The sequence below is a fragment of the Streptomyces sp. NPDC055243 genome (assembly GCF_044544025.1).
Classification (GTDB): Bacteria; Actinomycetota; Actinomycetes; order Streptomycetales; family Streptomycetaceae; genus Streptomyces.
Window position 1 is genome coordinate 247,145 of sequence record NZ_JBITWR010000006.1, and the last position, 21,058, is coordinate 268,202.

Here is a 21,058-nt window from a genome sequence, read left to right on the forward strand (position 1 = left end):
GGGTTCGTGCGGCGGAATAGACCTGGGGGAGATCTCAGGGGCGATGCCGAGAGGGAGTGCAGGGTGACCGATCCGTACGACGTCATCGACGCGCATGACGTCAGCGATCCGTACGACGTCATCACGATGGGCCGGATCGGGGTGGATCTCTATCCCCTGCAGGCCGGCGTGCCGCTCGCCGACGTCAGCACCTTCGGCAAGTTCCTGGGCGGCTCGGCGTCGAACGTCGCCGTCGCCGCGTCCCGCCTCGGCCGCCGCGTCGCCGTCGTCACCCGCACCGGCGAGGACCCCTTCGGGGACTATCTGCACCGGGAGCTGCGGGAGTTCGGGGTCGACGACCGGTGGGTGAGCGGCGTCCCCGACCTGCCGACCCCGGTGACCTTCTGCGAGGTCTTCCCGCCGGACGACTTCCCGCTCTACTTCTACCGGCGGCCGAAGGCGCCCGACCTGGAGATGTACGAGAAGGAGCTCGACCTCGACGCGATCGCCGCCGCGCGGGTGTTCTGGATGACGGGTACGGGGCTCTGCGCGGAGCCCAGCAGATCGACGACGCTGGCCGCGCTGCGGCGGCGGGCGAAGGCCGGGCTCACCGTCTTCGACCTCGACTGGCGGCCGATGTTCTGGGAGCGGGCCGACGAGGCGCGGGGCTTCTACGCGCAGGCGCTCGCGCAGGCCACCGTCGCGGTGGGCAACCTCGACGAGGTCGAGATCGCCACGGGCGTGCGCGAACCCGAGGCCGCCGCACGCGCGTTGCTGGACTCCGGTGTCGAACTCGCCGTCGTCAAGCAGGGCCCCAAGGGGGTGCTCGCCATGAACAGCCGGGGCGAGCGCGCCGAGGTGCCGCCGCTGCCCGTGACGGTGCTCAACGGCCTCGGGGCCGGGGACGCCTTCGGCGGGGCGCTGTGCCACGGGCTGCTCGGCGGCTGGGAGTTGGAGCGGATCATGCGGTACGCCAACGCGGCGGGGGCGATCGTCGCGTCCCGCCTCGAATGTTCGTCCGCGATGCCGTTCCCGGACGAGGTCGACGCGGCGCTCGCCGCGGGAGCCGTGACGCATGGTTGACCTCACCGGACTCGTCAGGACCCGGGCCCGGCACCCCGAGGCCGTCGCCGAGGCCGCCGCCCGGCGCGCGCGGCGCCCGCTCCTCGGCGACACCGGGCGGCTGATGATCATCGCCGCCGACCACCCCGCCCGGGGCTCCCTCGCCGTCGGCGGGGACAAGCTGGCCATGGCCAACCGCGGAGACCTCCTCGAACGGCTCTGCGTGGCCCTCTCGCGGCCCCGCGTGGACGGGGTGCTCGCCACCGCCGACATCCTCGAGGACCTCCTCCTGCTGGGCGCCCTGGACGGCAAGGTCGTCATGGGGTCGATGAACCGGGGCGGCCTCGCGGGGGCCTCCTTCGAGCTGGACGACCGGTTCACGGGCTACCGGGCGAAGGACATCGAGCGGCTCGGGTTCGACGCGGGCAAGCTCCTGCTGCGCGTCGACTACGAAGACCCCGGCTCCCTCGAAACGTTGCACTCCAGCGCCCGCGCGATCGACGCCATGGCCGCCCGGAAGCTGCCCGTCTTCGTCGAGCCGTTCCTCTGCCGCCGCGGCCCCGGCGGCGGCCCGCTCCGCAACGACCTGGGCGCGGAGGCCGTCACGATGTCCATCGCCATCGCGTCGGGGCTCGCCGGGACATCGGCGTACACCTGGCTGAAGGTCCCGGTGACCGAGAACCCGGACGACATGGCGCGCGTCATGGAGGCGTCGACCCTGCCCGCCGTCCTCCTCGGGGGCGACATCGGCGACGACACCGACGCCGCGTACGAGAAGTGGCGCGGCGCGCTCCAACTGCCCACCGTGCACGGGCTCGTCGCCGGGCGCACGCTGCTGTACCCGTCCGACGGCGACGTGGCGGGCGCCGTCGACACCGCCGTCGGACTGCTGTAGGAGGGCCACATGACGTACGTACCGAAGGGCAGCGCGGCCGAGGGGCCGTACGCTCTCGAACTCGACCCCAAGCGGTCCGGTCTGGTCTATTCCGCGCTGCGCGTGATCGACATCGAACCCGGCACCACACACTCCTTCGCGACCGGGGAGAGTGAATGGATCGTGCTCCCGCTGACCGGCGGCTGTACGGTGCACGCGAAAGACGAGATCATCGAACTGCTGGGCCGGGACAGCGTGTTCAGCGGAGTGAGCGACTTCGCCTACGTGCCCCGTGACGCCCACATCCAGATCGCCTCCGGCGCGGGAGGCCGCTTCGCCCTGGCAGGAGCGAAGTGCGAGCGTCGACTCCCCGCCCGCTACGGCTCCGCGCCGGAGGTTTCCGTCGAGCACCGCGGCAGCGGCACCTGCTCCCGCGAGGTCCGCAACTTCGCGTCCGCCGACGCCTTCGAGTGCGACCGGCTCATCGCCGTCGAGGTGATCACGCCCGGCGGCAACTGGTCCTCGTACCCGCCGCACAAGCACGACGAGCACCGTCCGGGCGTGGAGGCCGAGCTCGAGGAGATCTACTACTTCGAGATCGAGGCCGACGAGCGCGGCAAGGAAGGCTTCGGCTACCAGCGGGTCTTCCCGTCACGCCCCGGCGGCACCGACGTCCTCGCCGAGGTCCGGACGGGCGACGCCGTGCTGGTGCCCGACGGCTGGCACGGCCCCTCGATCGCCCAGCCGGGGCACAGCATGTACTACCTGAACGTGATGGCGGGTCCCGGCGACGAGCGGGAGTGGCGGATCTGCTTCCACCCCGATCACACGGAGGGATACCGATGACGGCGGAGGGAAATCGATGACCACGACCAGGCTCACCACCGCGCAGGCCCTCGTCCGCTTCCTGTCCCGGCAGTTCACCGAGCGCGACGGCCGGCGGCAGCGGCTCATCGGCGCCACCTGGGGCATCTTCGGGCACGGCAACGTGGCGGGCATCGGGCAGGCACTCCTGGAGCACGGCGACGCCATGCCCTTCCACCAGGGCCGCAACGAACAGGCCATGGTGCACGCCGCCGTCGGGTACGCCCGCCAGTCCGGCCGCCTGTCCACGCACGCCGTCACGACCTCCATCGGGCCCGGCGCGACCAACCTCGTCACCGGCGCCGCCCTCGCGACCGTCAACCACCTGCCCGTCCTGCTGCTGCCCGGCGACGTCTTCGCGGCCCGCCCCGCCGACCCGGTGCTCCAGCAGCTCGAAGTCCCCTGCGCGGGCGACGTGTCGGTGAACGACTGCCTCCGCCCGGTGTCGAAGTACTTCGACCGGATCACCCGGCCCGAGGCCCTGATCCCGGCCGCGCTCGCCGCGATGCGGGTGCTCACCGACCCGGTGGACACCGGCGCCGTCACGCTCGCGCTGCCGCAGGACGTACAGGCGGAAGCCTTCGACTGGCCGGAGGAGTTCTTCGCGGAGAGGGTGTGGGGCGTACGCCGTCCGGCGCCCGACCCGCGGGAACTGGCCGCCGCCGTGCGGGCCGTGCGCGACGCGCGGCGCCCGCTGATCGTCGCGGGCGGCGGGGTCCACCACAGCGCGGCCGAGGACGCGCTGCGAAGGCTCGCGGACGCCACCGGCATCCCCGTCGCCTCCACCCAGGCGGGCAAGGGCTCCCTGCGGTTCGACCACCCGGCGGACGTCGGCGGCATCGGGCACACGGGCACGGCCGTCGCCGACGAACTCGCCCGCACCGCCGACCTGGTGATCGGCGTCGGCACCCGCTACAGCGACTTCACCACCGCGTCCGGCACGCTCTTCACGGCGCCGGACGTCCGCTTCCTGAACCTCAACATCGCCGCGTTCGACGGCCACAAGATGGCGGGCACGCCCCTGATCGCGGACGCGCGCGCGGGCTTGGAGGCCCTGACCGGCGCCCTGGAGGGCCGGCGCGTCGAACCCGCGTACGTCGCCGAGTACACCGAGGACAAGGTGCGCTGGGAGCAGCGCGTCGACGCGGCGTTCGCGGCGGACGAGCCCGACGTACGGCCCACGCAGCTCCAGGTCCTCGGCCTGCTCGATGAGGTGGTCACGGACGAGGACGTGGTCATCAACGCGGCCGGGTCCCTGCCCGGAGATCTCCACAAGCTGTGGAGGGCGCGCTCGCCCCGGCAGTACCACGTCGAGTACGGCTACTCCTGCATGGGATACGAGATCCCCGCGTCGATCGGCGTCGCCATGGCGGCACCGGACCGCCCGGTCTGGGCGCTGGTGGGCGACGGGACGTATCTGATGATGCCCACCGAGATCGTCACGGCGGTCCAGGAGAACATCCCGATCAAGGTCGTGATCCTCCAGAACCACGGGTACGCGTCCATCGGCGGGCTCTCCGAGTCCGTGGGCGGCGAGCGGTTCGGCACCGCCTACCGCTTCCGGGCCCCCGACGGGACGTACACGGGGGCCCCGCTGCCCGTCGATCTCGCGGCCAACGCGGCCTCGCTCGGGATGCGCGTGATCCGCGCCAAAACAGTCGCTGACCTGCGCGATGCCCTCGCCGACGCGCGGGCGGCCGACGGTCCCACATGTGTCTACGTGGAGACGGAAACGGCAGACACAGTGTCGCCCCCGCCCCCGGCGCAGGCGTGGTGGGATGTGCCCGTGGCCGAGACCGCGGACCGACCGTCCGCGATCAAGGCCAGGAAAGAGTACGACCGGCACGTCTCAGCCCGACGCCGCCACCTGTGAGAGTAGGGATGCTTGTCATGACGAAGACCGTCAATCACTGGATCGGTGGGAAGACCGTCGAGGGTGTGTCGGGGACGTACGGCCCGGTGACCGACCCGGCGACCGGCGCCGTCACCACGCAGGTCGCCTTCGCGTCCGTGGACGAGGTGGACGCCGCCGTCGCCTCCGCGCGCGAGGCGTACGCCACGTGGGGCAAGTCGTCCCTGGCCAAGCGCACCTCGGTGCTCTTCGCCTTCCGCGCGCTGCTCGACGCCAACCGTGACGCGATCGCCGAGCTGATCACCGCCGAGCACGGCAAGGTGCACTCGGACGCGCTCGGCGAGGTCGCCCGCGGCCTGGAGATCGTCGACCTCGCCTGCGGGATCACGGTCCAGCTCAAGGGCGAGCTGTCGACGGAGGTCGCCTCGCGCGTGGACGTCTCGTCCATCCGCCAGCCCCTCGGCGTCGTCGCGGGCATCACGCCCTTCAACTTCCCGGCCATGGTGCCGATGTGGATGTTCCCGCTCGCCATCGCGTGCGGCAACACGTTCGTCCTGAAGCCGTCGGAGAAGGACCCGTCGGCCGCGATGAAGATCGCGGAGCTGCTCTCGGAAGCGGGCCTTCCGGACGGTGTCTTCAACGTCGTGCACGGCGACAAGGTGGCCGTCGACCGGCTGCTCGCGCACCCGGACGTCGCGGCCGTCTCCTTCGTCGGCTCCACGCCGATCGCCCGCCACATCCACACCACCGCGACCGCCAACGGCAAGCGCGTCCAGGCGCTCGGCGGCGCCAAGAACCACATGCTGGTGCTGCCGGACGCCGACCTCGACGCGGCGGCGGACGCGGCCGTGTCGGCGGCGTACGGCTCGGCCGGCGAGCGCTGCATGGCCATCTCGGCCGTGGTCGCCGTCGGGGCGATCGGCGACGAGCTCGTCGCGAAGATCAAGGAGCGGGCCGAGAAGATCAAGATCGGCCCCGGCAACGACCCGACCTCGGAGATGGGCCCGCTGATCACCGCGGCACACCGCGACAAGGTCGCCTCGTACGTCACCGGCGCGGCGGCCGAGGGCTGCGAGGTCGTCCTCGACGGCACCGGGCACACCGTCGACGGCTTCGAGGACGGCCACTGGATCGGGCTCTCGCTCCTGGACCGCGTGCCGGTGACGGCGAACGCGTACAAGGACGAGATCTTCGGCCCCGTCCTGTGCGTGCTGCGGGTCGACACGTACGAGGAGGGCGTGGCGCTGATGAACGCCTCCCCCTTCGGCAACGGCACCGCGATCTTCACGCGCGACGGCGGCGCCGCGCGCCGCTTCCAGCTGGAGATCGAGGCCGGAATGGTGGGCGTGAACGTCCCGATTCCGGTGCCGGTCGGCTACCACTCCTTCGGTGGCTGGAAGGACTCCCTCTTCGGAGATCACCACATCTACGGAAATGACGGGACGCACTTCTACACCCGGGGCAAGGTCGTCACCACCCGCTGGCCGGACCCCTCGGACGCACCGGCGGGCGTGGACCTCGGCTTCCCGCGCAATCACTGACGGCACAAGAGGGCCCGCGTACCGCGACGGCGGTACGCGGGCCCTTTTGCCTACTCCCCAGGGATGCAACCGGGTTCAGACCACCGGCTGCCTCGGTTGTCGGCCGCCGCCCGTACGGTTGACGCATGGATCTACGACTGCCCAAGCTGCCCAAGCGCAGACTGCTCGCCGCGGTGGCCGCCGTCGCGCTGCTCGCGGGCGCAGGCACCTGGACGGCGGTGGCCTCGGACGACGGGCCCGCCGTGCACCGCGAGGACCGCATGATGCGGATGACGGGCGCGGGCGGCGCGAAGATCGACACCTCTTACTTCACCGCCGGCGACCCGTCGAAGAAACGCCCCGCCGTCCTCATCGGCCACGGCTTCGGCGGCAGCAAGGACGACCTGCGCGCCCAGGCGGAGGACCTGGCCGCCCAGGGGTACGCGGTCCTGACCTGGTCGGCCCGCAGCTTCGGCAGGTCCACCGGCAAGATCGGGCTCAACGACCCCAAGGGCGAGGTCGCCGACGCCAGTCACCTGATCGACTGGCTGGCGAAGCGCCCCGAGGTGCAGCTGGACAAGAAGGGCGACCCCCGCGTCGGCATGACCGGCGCCTCGTACGGCGGCGCGATCTCCCTCCTGACCGCCGGGTACGACGACCGGGTGGACGCCATCGCCACCCAGATCACGTACTGGAACCTCAGCGACGCGCTCTTCCCCGACGGGGTGTTCAAGAAGCTCTGGGCAGGCCTCTTCATCAACACCGGCGGCGGCTGCGAGCGGTTCGAGAAGCGGCTCTGCGAGATGTACGACCGCGTCGCGGTGAACGGCAAGCCGGACGCCGAGGCGCGCGAGCTCCTCGCCGAGCGCAGCCCCCAAGCCGTCGGCGACCGCATCAAGGTGCCCGCCCTGCTCATGCAGGGCCAGACCGACTCCCTCTTCCCGCTCGGCCAGGCCGACGCCGCGGCCAAGGCGATCCGCGGCAACCACGCGCCCGTGTCCGTCGACTGGATCTCGGGCGGCCACGACGGCGGCGACCGCGAGACGGGGCGCGTCGAGGCCCGCGTCGGATCGTGGTTCGACCGCTATCTGAAGGACGACAAGGGCGCGGACACCGGCCCCGCGTTCCGCGTCACGCGCACCGGCGGCGTCGACACCACCGACGGCGCCGCACAGCTGCGGGGCGCGAGCGGCGACGAGTACCCCGGCCTGGAGAGCGACCAGCGCAAGATCGCGCTCAGCGGGCGCGAGCAGCGCTTCGAGAACCCCGCGGGCGCCGCGCCGCCCGCCATCTCCGCGCTTCCCGGCGCGGGCGGCGGCGGACTGGGCCGGCTCTCCTCGCTCGGCGTCGGTGTCTCCCTCGACTTCCCCGGCCAGCACGCCGCGTTCCAGTCGGCGCCGCTCAAGGACGACCTGCGCGTCACCGGTTCACCGAAGGTGCGGGTGCACGTCAAGTCCGACAGCGAGGACGCCGTGCTCTTCGGCAAGGTGTACGACGTCGGCCCCGGCGGCGGCCAGAAGGTGCTGCCCTCGCAGCTGGTCTCGCCGATCCGGGTGGAGGGCGCGAAGGCGGGCAAGGACGTCACCATCACCCTGCCCGCCGTCGACCACGAGGTGCAGAAGGGCCACCGCCTGCGCCTCGTCCTCGCCTCCACGGACCTGGGCTACGCGTCTCCGGCACAGCCCGCCACGTACACGGTGTCCGTGCAGGGCGGCCTGTCGGTCCCCACCGCGCCCGGCGTGAAGACGGCCGCGACGCCGCTGCCCGCCTGGGTGTGGTGGCTCCCGGCGTCCGGAGCGGTGATCGCGGCGCTCCTCCTGCTCACCGCGCGGCGCCGGACGGCGGCCCCCGCACCGGACCCGGAGCTCGCGGAAGTACCCCTGCGGATCACGGACTTGAGCAAGAAGTACGCGAAGTCGGTGGACCGCTACGCGGTGCGTGACGTCTCCTTCAGCGTCGAGAAGGGCCAGGTGCTCGGCCTCCTGGGCCCGAACGGCGCGGGCAAGACGACCACCCTGCGCATGCTCATGGGCCTCATCCGGCCCGACGCGGGCGAGATCCGCGTCTTCGGGCAGGCGATCAGGCCGGGCGCACCGGTCCTCTCCCGGGTCGGCGCGTTCGTCGAGGGCGCGGGCTTCCTGCCACACCTCTCCGGGCGCGAGAACCTGGAGCTGTACTGGAAGGCCACCGGGCGCCCCGCCGAGGACGCCCGCATGGACGATGCGTTGGAGATCGCCGGGCTCGGCGACGCGCTCGCCCGCGCGGTGCGGACGTACTCGCAGGGCATGCGGCAGCGGCTCGCGATCGCCCAGGCGATGCTCGGCATGCCGGACCTGCTGATCCTCGACGAACCGACGAACGGCCTCGACCCGCCGCAGATCCGCGAGATGCGCGAGGTGATGATCCGTTACGCGCGGGGCGGCCGCACGGTCATCGTCTCCAGCCACCTCCTCGCCGAGGTCGAGCAGTCCTGCACGCACCTGGTGGTCATGGACCGCGGCCGGCTGATCCAGGCGGGCCCGGTCTCCGAGATCGTCGGCTCCGGCGACACGCTCCTGGTGGGCCTCGCCGACGACGTCTCCGACCCGATGGTCGACAAGGTGGCCGCGCTGCCCGGCGTCGCGTCGGCGGTCCGCGCGGACGGCGGCCTCCTCGTGCGGCTCGACGGCACGGAGGCAGGCAGCGCCGCACGCCTGCTGCCCGAACTGGTGCGCCTGGAGCTGCCCGTGGAGTCCATGGGCCCGCACCGCCGCCTCGAGGACGCGTTCCTGACCCTGATCGACGGAGGCACCGCATGAGCGCCACAGCCACGGAGCTGGGCACGGAGCCCGGCACGCAGCCGGGCACGGAGCGTGTCACGGCTCCCGGATACCGCCCCGGCCGCACGCTGCCGCTGCGGGTCGAGGCGGTCCGCCAGCTGAAGCGGCGCCGGACCCTGGTCATGGCCGGGGTGATGGGCCTGCTGCCCTTCGTCCTCGTCCTGGCGTTCACCATCGCCGGTTCGCCGGGCGGCCGCAGCGGCCGGGTGACGCTGATGGACACGGCCACGGCATCCGGCGCGAACTTCGCCGCGACGTGCCTCTTCGTGTCGGCGGGCTTCCTCCTGGTCATCCCCGTCGCGTTGTTCTGCGGGGACACGGTCGCCTCGGAGGCGAGCTGGTCGTCCCTGCGCTATCTCCTGGCGGCTCCCGTCCCGCGCGCCCGCCTCCTGTGGTCGAAGCTGGCGGTCGCCCTGGGCCTCAGCGCGGCGGCGATGATCCTGCTCCCGCTGATCGCCCTGGCGGTCGGGACGGTCGCGTACGGCTGGGGGCCGCTGCAGATCCCGACCGGCGGGGCACTGCCCGCCGGGACGGCCGCGCAGCGCCTGGTGATCGTCGTGGCGTACATCTTCGTCTCCCAACTGGTCACGGCCGCGCTCGCGTTCTGGCTCTCGACGAAGACCGACGCGCCCCTGGGCGCGGTGGGCGGCGCGGTCGGCCTGACCATCGTCGGCAACGTCCTGGACGCGGTGACGGCCCTGGGCAGCTGGCGGGACTTCCTGCCGGCGCACTGGCAGTTCGCGTGGGCGGACGCGATCCAGCCGACGATGGAGTGGGGCGGCATGATCCAGGGCTCCGCGGTGTCGGTCACGTACGCACTGGTGCTGTTCGCGCTGGCGTTCAGGGGCTTCGCTCGGAAGGACGTCGTTTCGTAGGGGTTGTGAGTTCAATCGTCGGCCGGGCTGGAGAACTCCAGCCCGGCCGACGGTGTTTCAGCCCGTCGTGGGGGTCCCCCTGCTCCTTAAGAGCTTGGGGGAGTTTGAGGACGAACTCGGCGAAGCCGGTGACAGACCCCGCTCAAGGCCAGGGGCCCGTTCCCGCATCGAGACTCTTCCGCAACGCTTTCGAGCGAGCGTTCGCGGGGTCCCGCGCGTCACAGTCATGTGAACCGACGACGCGAGGGGGCCAGGATGCGGACCTGGAAAGTACGGCGGGGGTCGAAAGTACGGCGGGGGCTGCTCGCCGCGGCCGTGGCGGGCGGGCTGTTGCTCACCGGGTGCAGTTCCGGTGGCGGTGAGCACACCGACCGGGCCGTCGACGGCAGCGGGAAGGAACGCCGTGGCACCGCGCCGATGCCCGCGCCGCCCGCTCCCGGCGAGGATCAGCGGGACGGCAGCCAACGCGACGGCAAAGAGCGCGACTTCGCCCCGGCCCCCGACTACCTCTCCACCTTCGCCCTGGACGTGGACACCGCCTCCTACGGCTACGCCCGCCGCACCCTCGCCGAGGGCAGGCTCCCGGACCCGTCGACCGTGCGGCCCGAGGAGTTCGTCAACAGCTTCCGCCAGGACTATCCGCGCCCCGAGGGCGACGGCTTCTCGGTGAACGTGGACGGGGCCCGCACCGACGCGGACGGCTGGTCCCTGATGCGGGTGGGGCTCGCGACCCGCGCGGACGCCGATGACGGCGAACGCCCGCCCGCCGCCCTGACCTTCGTGATCGACGTCTCCGGCTCGATGGCGGAGCCCGGCCGCCTCGACCTGGTCAAGGAGTCGCTCGGGATCATGACCGACGAACTGCGCGACGACGACTCCATCGCGCTCGTCACCTTCAGCGACAGCGCGAAGACGGTGCTGCCCATGACCCGTCTCGGGGAGAACCGCGGCAAGGTGCACTCGGCCGTCGCCGCGATGGAGCCGACCCAGTCCACCAACCTCGAGGCGGGCATCCGCACGGGGTACGACACCGCGGTGGGCGGCCGGCGCGACGGCGCCACCAACCGCGTCGTCCTCCTCTCCGACGCCCTCGCCAACACCGGTGAGACCAGCGCCGACGGCATCCTGGAGCGCATCTCCGACGCCCGCGGCGAACACGGCATCACCCTCTTCGGGGTGGGCGTCGGCAGCGACTACGGGGACGCCCTGATGGAACGCCTCGCCGACAAGGGCGACGGCCACACCACGTACGTGTCGGACAGCGAGGAGGCCCGCAAGGTCTTCTGCGAGCAGCTCCCGGCCAACATCGAGCTGCGCGCCCGCGACGCGAAGGCGCAGGTCGCCTTCGACCCGAAGACCGTCAAGCAGTTCCGGCTCATCGGCTACGACAACCGCGCGGTCGCCGACGACGACTTCCGCGACGACAGCGTGGACGGGGGAGAGGTCGGGCCAGGACACACCGTGACCGCGCTGTACGCCGTGAAGATGCGGCCCGCCACGAGCGGCCACGTGGCGACCGCCAGCGTCCGCTGGCTCGACCCCGACAGCCGTGCCCCGCACGAGGAGTCGAACCAGATCGAGTCCGGTGACCTGGAGGGCGGGCTGTGGAACGCCGACCGCGGGCTGCGCACCACGGCGGTCGCCGCGTACTTCGCGGACGCGCTGCGGCAGGGCACCTCCGCCCGGTCCGGTCCCGGCGACCCCGCGGTGCGGCCGGACACCGGCGCCACGGCCACCGCTCCCGCCCCTGCCCCCGAGCCGATGTCCACCTCCACCGGTTTCGCCGCCCGGCGGCCCCTGCCCGGCGCGCCCTCGCTCGCCGAACTGGCGCGGAACGCGGAGGCCTTGTCGTCGGACGACGACAAGGCCCTGCGCGACCTCGCGACCGCCGTCCGGCAGGCGGACCGCCTGACCGGCGGAAGCGGGGGCGAGGGCGGCGGGGGCGAGGAGGAGGGCGAGATCAGGTAGGGGATCGGCCTAGAGGCCTGCCTGGAGGTCGGCCCTCGTACGGTGTCCGGGAGCTCTCCCGCTAGCCGCCGCACAGCTCCCGCTCGGCCCGCACTGGGTCGTTCGGGAAGCGGAACGACGTCCGCTCCCACACCCCGGTGACATTGCGCAGGAACCGCCCCGGCGTCATCGGATCGCGCGTCGCCGCCCGCAGCTCGGCCAGCGGTCCGCAGCCGAGCGCCCGCCGGGCGGCGGCGACCCCAGCCGGGTCGAGGCCGTCGGGGAGGGGGCCGCGGCCCCGGTCGGCGAAGATCCACGTGTCGGGCAGCCGCTTGTCGTGGCCCACGCGGCCGTTGATGCGCTCGGAGTGGGCGGCCAGCGGGTAGGCGAGGCCGATCGGGTCGAGGGCGGCCCCGTTCAGGGGGACCACCGTGCCGCTGAACCCCAGGGTGCTGTAGACGCCGGTGACGGTGGGGGAGTTGGCGGTGGCGGGGGTCCTGGCGAGGAACAGGCTCGGGGTGCCCGTGCGGTCGGCCTCGCGTACGAGACGCGCGTACTCCACGTTGCTCGGGTAGCCCGCGAAAGAGTGGTGCAAGGGGTGCGGGGCGGCGTTCTGCTGGACGTACACACCGCGCTCGTCCGCGACGCCGCCGGGCCCGATCCGTCCCTCGTACGGAATCCGCAGCCAGCTCGCGCAGGCCAGGGCCCAGACGCCGACGCCCACCGCCGCGATGGTCCACGCGCGCGTGACGGGCACCAGGAAGACCGGCAGGAGCATGAGCAGCAGCCCCGGCAGGAACATCCGGCCGTGCATGAAGTCGCCGCCCACCTTGATGACGTAGGCCCAGCACAGGAGCCCGGCGACGACGGGCGCGAGCGCGGGGACCAGGAAACCGGGGTTCCGCCGCGTCGGCGCGGGTGGCAGCAGGGCCGCGAGCAGGAACAGCGCGGGCACCCACAGGTAGTAGGGCCCCGCGAAGTCGGCGAAGTAGTCGGCCCCGCGCCCCCACAGGCTCTGCGAGGCCTCCTTGGTCACGCCGGGCAGCGGCATCAGCTGGCCGTAGTACCCGACCCGGAAGATCTCGTACGCGACCGGCAGCGCGAGGGCCGCTGCCAGACCGCCGAACGTGGCACGCCGCGAGGGCTGCGCCATCAGCCACTGGGCGACGAGGAAGACGGCGGACACGAGCGCCAGGTCGGGCCGCACGAGGGGGCCGAGCCCGATGACGACGCAGGTGGCGATCGCGTGCGCCCGCGTCACGAGCAGCAGCCAGGCCCCGGCGATCCAGCAGGTGGCCAGGCCGGTCTCCAGGCCGGAGGTGGCGAAGTCCCAGACGGGCGGCAGCGCGAGCAGGACGAGGCAGCCGAGCGGAAGGGCCGCCTTGTCCGCGTACAGCCGCAGCGCCCCGAGCGAGGCGAGCGCGAACCCGGCGGCGGTGAGCAGCAGCCCGCCGTACATCGCGGCCCGCGCGATGTCGATGCCCGGCAGCCCCGCGAGCACGAGCAGCCACTGCCAGAGGGTGCCGGTGGAGGACTCGGCGCGCTCGCCCGCGTTGAAGACGGGGCCGTTGCCGGCCAGGATCTGCCGGACCGTGCGGACGTAGATGTGCCCGTCGTCGGACATCCAGCGCCGCTGGAACCCGGCGAACGCGATGACACAGGCCGGCAGCAGACACAGGACGCCGCGCCGGACGGTGCGTCCGACGCCGCGTCGGCCGTTGAGCAGCCCGAGGACGGCGTCGGGCTCGCGGAGGGAGAGGTGCGTCGACGTCATGATCTTTTATCGGCGCCGGTCAGCGGGGGCTTAAGGGATTGAGCCGGCCAGGCAGGTGATCCGCGGTGCGCACGGCTTTCCGGCCCGCGGCCGGCGGCCCGCCCCGCTCAGCGAATCTGACGCCCCGAAATCGCCCGCGCGATCACCAGCCGCTGGATCTCGCTCGTCCCTTCGAAAATGGTGTAGATCTTCGCGTCCCGGTACATCCGCTCCACCGGATGTTCCCTGCTGTACCCGGCACCCCCGAGCACCTGCACCGCCTTCTCGGTCGCCGAAACGGCCAGCTCGCCGGCGCGCAGCTTGGACATCGAGCCCTGCCCGGCGTCGAACGCCTTGTCGTTGCGCGCCATCCACGACGCCTGCCAGATCAGCAGCCGCACCGCCTCGATCTCGGTCCGCAGATCGGCGAGGGCGAAGGCGATGGACTGGTTCTCGATGATGGGGCGGCCGAAGGCGACCCGGGAGCCCGCGTAGTCGAGCGCGTACTCGTACGCGGCCCGCGCGATCCCCAGCGCCTGCGCGCCCACCGTCGGCCGGCTCACCTCGAAGGTCGCCATGGCGGCCTGCCCACGGCCTCCGGAACCCGACGCCGTCCCCTCGCGGGCCCGCGCGAGCCGGGCGTCGAGACGCTCCTTGCCGCCGAGCAGACAGTGCCCCGGCACGCGTACGTCGTCCAGGAACACATCCGCGGTGTGCGAGGCCCGAAGCCCCAGCTTCTTGATCTTCCGGGCGCCTTCGAGGCCCCGCGTGCCGGGCGGCACGATGAACGCCGCCTGCCCGCGCGAGCCGAGGGCCGGGTCGACGGACGCGACCACCACATGGACGTCGGCGATGCCGCCGTTGGTGATCCACGCCTTCTGGCCGGACAGGGTCCACTCGTCGCGTGCCTCGTCGTACGTGGCGCGCGTGCGCATGGCCGACACGTCCGAGCCCGCGTCGGGCTCGGATACGCAGAACGCAGCGACCTTGGGCTCGTCCTCGTCGCCGAAGCACTGCGGCACCCACTCGGCGAGCTGGTCCGGCGTGCCCGCGGAGAAGATCCCGGCCACCGCGAGCGACGTGCCGAACAGGGCCATGCCGATGCCCGCGTCGCCCCAGAACAGTTCCTCGTTGGCGATCTGCAGCGAGATTCCGCTGGGGTCGCCGAACAGCTCGGCCAGGGACTCGAATCCGTACAGGCCGATCTTGGCGGCCTCCTGGATGACGGGCCAGGGCGTCTCCTCGCGCTCGTCCCACTCGGCGGCCGCGGGCCGCACCACGTCGGCCGCGAAGCCGTGCACCCAGCCGCGCAGGTCCCGCTGTTCCTCGGTCAGTTCGAACGAGAAGGCCATGGTGTCTCTCCTTTCCGGAAGTCGGTGTGTCCGTCAGGCCTTCGGGATGTCGAAGTAGCGGGTCAGACCGGCGGCGAACGCCACGTCGCCCACGATCTTGATCTTGCGCATCATGAACATCGTCACGGGGCTCGCGTTGCCGGAGACCAGCTTGAGGAACTCGGCGTCGGCCATGACGAGCGTGACGCGCGGCTCGGCGTCCGAGCGGCCCTCGCGGACGGTGCAGGTGCCCGCCGAGATCTCCGTCTCGTGGACGATCTCGTCGACTCCCGTGATCTTCCAGCGGATCAGGGCCTCGACCGAGCCCGCCGCCTCCGGCTTGAACTGCCGGCCCATCCGCCCGAAGACCTCCTGGAGGACGCGGGCGCGCAGCTCGCCGTCCTGGGCGATCTCGGTGATCTCCTTGCCGGAGAGCCCCTTCACGATCTTCGCGAACTCCTCCGGAGTGACGCTCGCGAAGTCCAGACCGGCCACACCTTCCGCACCGCCGACACCGTCCGCCATGGCAATCTCCTTACTCAACAGTAAACTTACTAAGGGGTAAGGTAGCCCCGAGTCTGGGAGGCTGCAAGGGTGACGGTCAACGGGAGAACTGAGGGACGGCGTCGGCGCGTTCCGCGCCAGGAGCGCGAGCAGCAGATCATCGATGTGGCGGTGACGGTCTTCGCCAAGCGCGGCTACCACGCCGCGTCCGTGGACGAGATCGCCGAGCTCGCCGGGATCTCCAAGCCGATGGTCTATCTCTATCTGGACTCCAAGGAGGGGCTCTTCCTCGCCTGCCTGCGGCGCGAGGCCGACCGCCTGGTCGCCGCCTTCCAGGGCGCGGCGCAGGCCGGGGGCGGCGCGCCCGAACTGCGCCTGCACGCGGGCCTGTCGGCGTTCTTCGCGTTCGTCGCCGAGCACCGCGACAGCTGGGTCGTCCTGCACCGCCAGGCCTCGGAGCTGAGCGAGGCGATCGCCTCCGCCGTGGCCGACGCGCGGCGCGCGGTGATGGCCCAGGTCGCGGGGCTTGTCTCGGACGGCATCGCGCAGAGCGCGGGCGGCTCCCAACTGGACGACGAGGACGCCGATTTCGTCGCGCACGCGCTGGTGGGCGCGGCGGACTCGCTCACGGACTGGATGGGCGGGCATCCGGGCCAGTCCCCGGAGGGGGTCACCCTGCGGCTGATGAACATGGTGTGGGTGGGGATGGGGCGGGTGCTGGAGGGGGAGGTCTGGGTGCCGGGCGGGAGGGCCGCGGGGGCCTCCGCTTCGGCTCCTTCACCGGCTCCCTCGCCGGAGTGAGCGGTCTTGTCACCGGCGTGACGACCGCCCGCTGATTCTTCGCTGTCCGCCCCATTGAACTTTCCCTACGCCTGAGTAAGTTGACCTCCCAGTAAGTACGCACCGCATCATCTACTTCAGCCGGTAGCCGGGAGCCGTCATGGGCGTACGCAAGGATCTGAAACGGGCGCAGCGCCACAGCGGGCTGGCGGAGCGCGCCGCGGTGGAGCTCGTCCGGGACGAGCACGGCACCGTGCGCGAGGCGCGTACGCCCCGGCTCGCGGCGAAGGCCACCGCGGGCAGCACCGCCGACATCCCCTTCACCAACGCCGCCGAGGCGCCCGACGCGGTCGTCCTGCGCCGCAAGCAGGGCGGCCAGTGGCGTCCGGTCACCGCGGCGGCCTTCGCGCGTGAGGTCACCGCCACCGCGAAGGGGTTGATCGCCGCCGGGCTCCAGCCGGGGGGCCGGGTCGCGCTGATGTCCCGTACGCGGTACGAGTGGGCCGTACTGGACTTCGCGATCTGGGCGGCGGGCGGGCAGACCGTGCCGGTGTACGCGACGTCGGCGGCGGAGCAGATCGAGTGGATCGTGCGGGACTCGGGAGCGACGCTCCTGATCGCGGAGACGGCGGAGAACGTCGCGACGGCCGAGTCGGCGGTCGGGGGCCTCGCCGAGCCGCCGCGCCTCCTGAACATCGACGACGGCGCGCTTCTCGAACTGGCTTCGCTGGGACGGGAGTTGTCCGACGAGGAAGTGACCAAGCGCAGGTCCGCGCTGGCCCCGGACTCCATCGCCACCATCTGCTACACGTCGGGCACGACCGGCAGGCCCAAGGGCTGCGTCCTGACCCACGGCAATCTGCACGCCGAGGCCGCGAACACCGTCGACCTGCTGCACCCGATCTTCAAGGAGATCACGGGCCAGGTCGCCTCCACACTCCTCTTCCTGCCGCTGGCCCACATCCTGGGCCGCACCATCCAGATCGCCTGCATGCTCGCCCGCATCGAGCTGGGCCACTGCCCGAGCATCAAGCCGGACGAACTGCGTCCCGAACTGCGGTCGTTCAGGCCGACGTTCGTCGTCGGCGTCCCGTATCTCTTCGAGAAGATCCACGACACGGGGCGGGCGACCGCGGAGAAGATCGGGCGCGGGGCGTCCTTCGACCGCGCCGAGGGGATCGCGGTCCGGTTCGGTGAGGCATATCTGAACAAGTTCCTCGACAAGCGCGGCCCCGGCCCCTCCGTCGGCCTCCACCTCGGCTGGGCGCTGTACGAACTGCTGGTCTACCGCCGCATCCGCAAGGAGGTCGGCGGCAGGCTGCGCTACGCGATCAGCGGCGGCTCGCCCCTCGACCGGCGCCTCAACCTCTTCTTCTACGCCGCCGGGATCATCATCTACGAGGGGTACGGCCTGACGGAGACCACGGCCGCCGCGACCATCACGCCGCCGCTGAAGCCCCGCCCGGGCACGGTGGGACTTCCGGTGCCGGGCACCTCCATACGCATCGCGGACGACGGGGAGGTGCTCATCAAGGGCGGCATCGTCTTCGGCTCGTACTGGAACAACCCGGCCGCCACGGACGCCGTGCTGCGGGACGAGTGGTTCGCGACGGGTGACCTGGGGGCGCTCGACGGCGACGGCTATCTCACGATCACCGGGCGCAAGAAGGACATCATCGTCACGTCCGGCGGCAAGAACGTCTCCCCGGCGATCCTGGAGGACCGGCTGCGCAGCCGGGCGCCGGTCGGGCAGTGCATCGTCGTCGGCGACAACCGTTCGTACGTCGCGGCGCTCATCACCCTGGATCCGGAGGCCGTCGAGCACTGGCTCGCCGTACGCAAGCGCCCCAAGGACACCCCGCTCGCCGGACTGTGCCGGGACCCGAAGATGATCGCGGAGATCCAGAAGGCCGTGGACTATGCCAACACGGCGGTCTCGCGCGCCGAGTCCATCCGTAAATTCTCCCTGGTCGAGGGCGAGTTCACCGAGGACAACGGCCTCCTGACGCCGTCGCTGAAGATCAAGCGGCATGCGGTGGCGGCGGCGTACGCGGACGAGATCGAGGCGCTCTACGGTGAGTGAGGCGTACGACTTCGACGTGCTGGTGGTCGGCTCCGGGTTCGGAGGTTCGGTGGCCGCCCTGCGCCTGACGGAGAAGGGCTACCGCGTCGGCGTCCTGGAGGCGGGGCGCCGCTTCACCCGCGAGACACTGCCCAGCGACTCCTGGGACCTGAGGAACTACCTGTGGGCCCCGGCCCTCGGGCTCTACGGCATCCAGCGCATCCATCTCCTGCGCAACGTCATGGTGCTGGCGGGCGCGGGGGTGGGCGGCGGCTCGCTGAACTACGCGAACACCCTCTACGTGCCGCCGCCCGCCTTCTTCCAGGACAAGCAGTGGGCGGGCATCACGGACTGGCGGGCGGAACTCGCCCCGTACTACGACCAGGCGCGGCGCATGCTCGGCGTACGCCAGAACCCGACCACGACCGAGGCGGACGAGCACCTGCGGGCGGCGGCGGACCGGATGGGGGTGGCGGACACCTTCCGGCTGACGCCCGTGGGCGTGTTCTTCGGCGACGGGGCGGACGCGGGCGGCGAGGGCGGGGCTGCCGGCGGGTGTGATGGCGTGCGGGCTGGCGGTACCGGTGGCGCCACCGGCTCCAGTCCGTCAACGGCCGGACCACGTCCGGAAGTTCCCGATCCGTACTTCGGCGGAGCCGGTCCCGCGCGGTCGGCCTGCACCGAGTGCGGCTCGTGCATGACGGGCTGCAAGGTCGGCGCCAAGAACACGCTCACCGAGAACTATCTCTACCTGGCCGAGCGGGCGGGCGCGGAGATCCGCCCGATGACGACGGTGGTGTCGGTGCGCGAGACCGCCGGGGGCCACGAGGTCGTGACGGTCCCCACCGCCAGGCGCCGCAGGGGCCGCCGCACCGTCCTGCGCGCCCGCCACGTCGTCCTCGCGGCGGGCACGTACGGCACCCAGACCCTGCTGCACCGCATGAAGGACGAGGGAGTCCTGCCCGGCCTCTCGGAGCGGCTGGGCAGGCTCACCCGCACCAACTCCGAGGCCCTGGTGGGCGCGGTGACCTTCCCGCGCCGCTACCGCAAGAAGCACGGGAAGGGCCGCCCCCTGGACTTCACCCGGGGCGTCGCCATCACCTCCTCCATCCACCCGAACCCCACCACGCACATCGAGAACGTCCGCTACGGCAAGGGCTCCAACCTGATGGCGCTGATCTGCGTCCCGCAGTACCGCCGCAACCTCCCCAAGCCGCTGGCCGCCGTGCTCGCCTTCCTCACCCACCCCCTGCTCGTGGCGCGCGTCGCGTCGACCCACCGCTGGTCGGAGCGCACGATCATCGGCCTCGTCATGCAGACCCACGACAACTCCCTCACCACCCGCCTGGGACGCCGCCGCCTCCTGACGGCCGAGCAGGGCCACGGGGCGCCCAACCCGGTCCACATCGCGGAGGGCTGGGAGGCGGCGGGCCTGGTGGCGGAGCGCATCAACGGCTTCGCCGGCACGAACCTGGGCGAGCTCCTCAACAAGCCCCTCACCGCCCACTTCCTGGGCGGCTGCCCGATCGGCGACTCGCCGACGACGGGGGTGATCGACCCCTACCACCGCCTCTACGGCCACCCGGGCATCTCCGTGGTGGACGGCTCGTCGATCTCCGCGAACCTGGGCGTGAACCCCTCGCTCACGATCACGGCCCAGGCCGAGCGGGCGATGGCGCACTGGCCCAACAAGGGGGAGGCGGACGGGCGTCCGGAGCAGGGTGCGCGATACGCCCGGGTGGCGGCGGTCGCACCGCGCAGGCCCGCGGTGCCGAAGGGCGCGTTCGGGGAGCTGCGGCTGCCGGACTAGCGAGGGAATCCGCCCGTCCGCCCGGCGGGGACGACCGAGTACCGTGCCAAGGTCATCCGTGCCTCTTCGGCCGCCTCACACTCATCAGACGGGTAGCTCACTGTGCGTGCCATACAGTTCGACCGATTCGGCGGACCGGAAGTCCTCGGCCTCGTCGATGTGCCGGAACCCGTGCCCCGGCCGGGGCAGTTGCCGATCACCGTCGAGGCCGCCGGGGTCAACTTCGCCGACACCCATCAGACGGACGGCTCGTATCTGGCCGCGGACCAGCTCCCGTACATTCCGGGCAGTGAGGTCGTCGGCAGGACCCCGGACGGGCGCCGGGTCCTCGCCAAGGTCAGGGGCGGCTACGCGGAGACGGCCGTGGCCGACGAGGCGGCGGTCTTCGAGATCCCCGAGGAACTGCCCGCCGCCCACGCGCTCGCCCTGCTGATGCAGGGAGTGACCGCCTGGCACCTGCTGCGCGGCGCGGCCCGTCTCACGGCGGGCGAGAGCGTCATGGTGCACTCGGCGGCGGGCGGCGTGGGCAGCATCGCCGTGCAACTGGCCAGGGAGTTCGGCGCGGGCCGCGTCCTGGCCATGGCCTCCACGCCGCGGAAGCGTGAGCTCGCCCTGAAGCTGGGGGCCGACGCGGCGGTCGACTACCCGCTGGACGAGCCGGTGGACGTGATCCTGGACGGCACGGGCGGCGCGCTCTTCGACCGGGCCCTGGACTCGCTGGCCGACTTCGGGCGCATCGTCACCTATGGAAGCGCCTCCCGCACCGGGTTCACGCCGCTGGACGACGCCCGTATGCGGTCCCTCAACGCGGCCGTCGTCGGCTTCTGGCTGCGCCCCACGCTGGCCCGGCCCGGCGCGTTCGCCGAGCCGCTGCGCGAGCTGCTCGACCTGACCGCGCGGGGGCGTCTGCGGCCGGTCGAAGGACCCTCCTACGCGCTGGCGGACGCGGGTCTGGCCCACCGCGACCTGCTGGACCGCAAGACGTCCGGGAAGCTGACGCTGCGTCCCTGAGCCCGGCACTCGCAG

The 21,058-nt window shown here is 72.1% G+C and carries 15 protein-coding genes; 12 read left to right on the top strand and 3 right to left on the bottom strand.

The window, feature by feature from the left end; translation table 11 throughout:
• Window positions 1–63 precede the first annotated feature (63 nt).
• From iolC to ACIGXX_RS19780, 8 genes are all read left to right on the top strand, one after another.
• Window positions 64–1,062, top strand: coding sequence for a 5-dehydro-2-deoxygluconokinase (gene iolC / locus ACIGXX_RS19745; RefSeq protein WP_351164602.1), 999 nt, complete (start codon window positions 64–66; stop codon window positions 1,060–1,062).
• Window positions 1,055–1,936, top strand: coding sequence for a deoxyribose-phosphate aldolase (locus ACIGXX_RS19750; RefSeq protein WP_351164601.1), 882 nt, complete (start codon window positions 1,055–1,057; stop codon window positions 1,934–1,936). The genes iolC and ACIGXX_RS19750 overlap by 8 nt, the downstream gene beginning before the upstream one ends.
• A gap of 9 nt (window positions 1,937–1,945) precedes the next feature.
• Window positions 1,946–2,761, top strand: a complete 816-nt coding sequence (gene iolB / locus ACIGXX_RS19755) for a 5-deoxy-glucuronate isomerase (RefSeq protein WP_351164600.1) — start codon at window positions 1,946–1,948, stop codon at window positions 2,759–2,761.
• 16 nt (window positions 2,762–2,777) lie between these two features.
• Entirely contained in the window at window positions 2,778–4,652 is a 1,875-nt protein-coding gene (iolD, locus tag ACIGXX_RS19760; RefSeq protein ID WP_361474267.1) for a 3D-(3,5/4)-trihydroxycyclohexane-1,2-dione acylhydrolase (decyclizing), read from the top strand.
• Window positions 4,653–4,669: 17 nt separating this feature from the next.
• The gene (gene mmsA / locus ACIGXX_RS19765) at window positions 4,670–6,172 is read left to right on the top strand and encodes a CoA-acylating methylmalonate-semialdehyde dehydrogenase (RefSeq protein ID WP_351164598.1); all 1,503 of its coding nucleotides are present in this window, start codon (window positions 4,670–4,672) and stop codon (window positions 6,170–6,172) included.
• A 125-nt stretch (window positions 6,173–6,297) separates the two neighbouring features.
• Window positions 6,298–8,949: an alpha/beta fold hydrolase gene (locus ACIGXX_RS19770; protein ID WP_399977243.1), complete on the top strand. Its 2,652-nt coding sequence runs from the start codon at window positions 6,298–6,300 to the stop codon at window positions 8,947–8,949.
• Complete coding sequence (locus ACIGXX_RS19775) at window positions 8,946–9,845, top strand: ABC transporter permease (protein WP_399977246.1); 900 nt, start codon at window positions 8,946–8,948, stop codon at window positions 9,843–9,845. The genes ACIGXX_RS19770 and ACIGXX_RS19775 overlap by 4 nt, the downstream gene beginning before the upstream one ends.
• 255 nt (window positions 9,846–10,100) lie before the next feature.
• Complete coding sequence (locus ACIGXX_RS19780; protein ID WP_399977249.1) at window positions 10,101–11,813, top strand: von Willebrand factor type A domain-containing protein; 1,713 nt, start codon at window positions 10,101–10,103, stop codon at window positions 11,811–11,813.
• A gap of 61 nt (window positions 11,814–11,874) precedes the next feature.
• On the opposite strand, the gene ACIGXX_RS19785 is transcribed toward ACIGXX_RS19780, so the two are convergent.
• The 3 genes from ACIGXX_RS19785 to ACIGXX_RS19795 form a co-directional block, all read right to left on the bottom strand.
• Window positions 11,875–13,566, bottom strand: coding sequence for a hypothetical protein (locus ACIGXX_RS19785; protein ID WP_399977252.1), 1,692 nt, complete (start codon window positions 13,564–13,566; stop codon window positions 11,875–11,877).
• A 107-nt stretch (window positions 13,567–13,673) separates the two neighbouring features.
• Window positions 13,674–14,897, bottom strand: coding sequence for an acyl-CoA dehydrogenase family protein (locus ACIGXX_RS19790; protein ID WP_361470074.1), 1,224 nt, complete (start codon window positions 14,895–14,897; stop codon window positions 13,674–13,676).
• A gap of 33 nt (window positions 14,898–14,930) precedes the next feature.
• Window positions 14,931–15,401 (bottom strand): SCP2 sterol-binding domain-containing protein, encoded by a 471-nt coding sequence (locus ACIGXX_RS19795; RefSeq protein ID WP_351164592.1) that lies wholly within the window; start codon window positions 15,399–15,401, stop codon window positions 14,931–14,933.
• Window positions 15,402–15,470: 69 nt separating this feature from the next.
• Between ACIGXX_RS19795 and ACIGXX_RS19800 the strand changes: the two genes are divergently transcribed.
• The 4 genes from ACIGXX_RS19800 to ACIGXX_RS19815 all read left to right on the top strand — a co-directional run bounded on the left by ACIGXX_RS19800 (window position 15,471) and on the right by ACIGXX_RS19815 (window position 21,043).
• On the top strand, window positions 15,471–16,181 hold the full coding sequence (locus ACIGXX_RS19800) for a TetR/AcrR family transcriptional regulator (RefSeq protein WP_399977257.1): 711 nt from the start codon (window positions 15,471–15,473) through the stop codon (window positions 16,179–16,181).
• Window positions 16,182–16,320: 139 nt separating this feature from the next.
• On the top strand, window positions 16,321–18,243 hold the full coding sequence (locus ACIGXX_RS19805; RefSeq protein ID WP_399977260.1) for an AMP-dependent synthetase/ligase: 1,923 nt from the start codon (window positions 16,321–16,323) through the stop codon (window positions 18,241–18,243).
• The gene (locus ACIGXX_RS19810; RefSeq protein WP_399977263.1) at window positions 18,191–20,032 is read left to right on the top strand and encodes a GMC family oxidoreductase N-terminal domain-containing protein; all 1,842 of its coding nucleotides are present in this window, start codon (window positions 18,191–18,193) and stop codon (window positions 20,030–20,032) included. Before ACIGXX_RS19805 ends, ACIGXX_RS19810 begins: the two co-directional genes overlap by 53 nt.
• 102 nt (window positions 20,033–20,134) lie before the next feature.
• Entirely contained in the window at window positions 20,135–21,043 is a 909-nt protein-coding gene (locus ACIGXX_RS19815) for a zinc-binding alcohol dehydrogenase family protein (protein ID WP_399977266.1), read from the top strand.
• Window positions 21,044–21,058 lie beyond the last annotated feature (15 nt).

What these genes read in the sequence shown, in the direction of transcription:
- ACIGXX_RS19750 (WP_351164601.1), top strand. Translation starts at nt 1,055, where the DNA reads ATGGTTGACCTCACCGGACTCGTCAGGACCCGGGCCCGGCACCCCGAG.
- iolB (WP_351164600.1), top strand. Translation starts at nt 1,946, where the DNA reads ATGACGTACGTACCGAAGGGCAGCGCGGCCGAGGGGCCGTACGCTCTC.
- iolD (WP_361474267.1), top strand. Translation starts at nt 2,778, where the DNA reads ATGACCACGACCAGGCTCACCACCGCGCAGGCCCTCGTCCGCTTCCTG.
- mmsA (WP_351164598.1), top strand. Translation starts at nt 4,670, where the DNA reads ATGACGAAGACCGTCAATCACTGGATCGGTGGGAAGACCGTCGAGGGT.
- ACIGXX_RS19770 (WP_399977243.1), top strand. Translation starts at nt 6,298, where the DNA reads ATGGATCTACGACTGCCCAAGCTGCCCAAGCGCAGACTGCTCGCCGCG.
- ACIGXX_RS19775 (WP_399977246.1), top strand. Translation starts at nt 8,946, where the DNA reads ATGAGCGCCACAGCCACGGAGCTGGGCACGGAGCCCGGCACGCAGCCG.
- ACIGXX_RS19780 (WP_399977249.1), top strand. Translation starts at nt 10,101, where the DNA reads ATGCGGACCTGGAAAGTACGGCGGGGGTCGAAAGTACGGCGGGGGCTG.
- ACIGXX_RS19785 (WP_399977252.1), bottom strand. Translation starts at nt 13,566, where the DNA reads ATGACGTCGACGCACCTCTCCCTCCGCGAGCCCGACGCCGTCCTCGGG.
- ACIGXX_RS19790 (WP_361470074.1), bottom strand. Translation starts at nt 14,897, where the DNA reads ATGGCCTTCTCGTTCGAACTGACCGAGGAACAGCGGGACCTGCGCGGC.
- ACIGXX_RS19795 (WP_351164592.1), bottom strand. Translation starts at nt 15,401, where the DNA reads ATGGCGGACGGTGTCGGCGGTGCGGAAGGTGTGGCCGGTCTGGACTTC.
- ACIGXX_RS19805 (WP_399977260.1), top strand. Translation starts at nt 16,321, where the DNA reads ATGGGCGTACGCAAGGATCTGAAACGGGCGCAGCGCCACAGCGGGCTG.
- ACIGXX_RS19810 (WP_399977263.1), top strand. Translation starts at nt 18,191, where the DNA reads ATGCGGTGGCGGCGGCGTACGCGGACGAGATCGAGGCGCTCTACGGTG.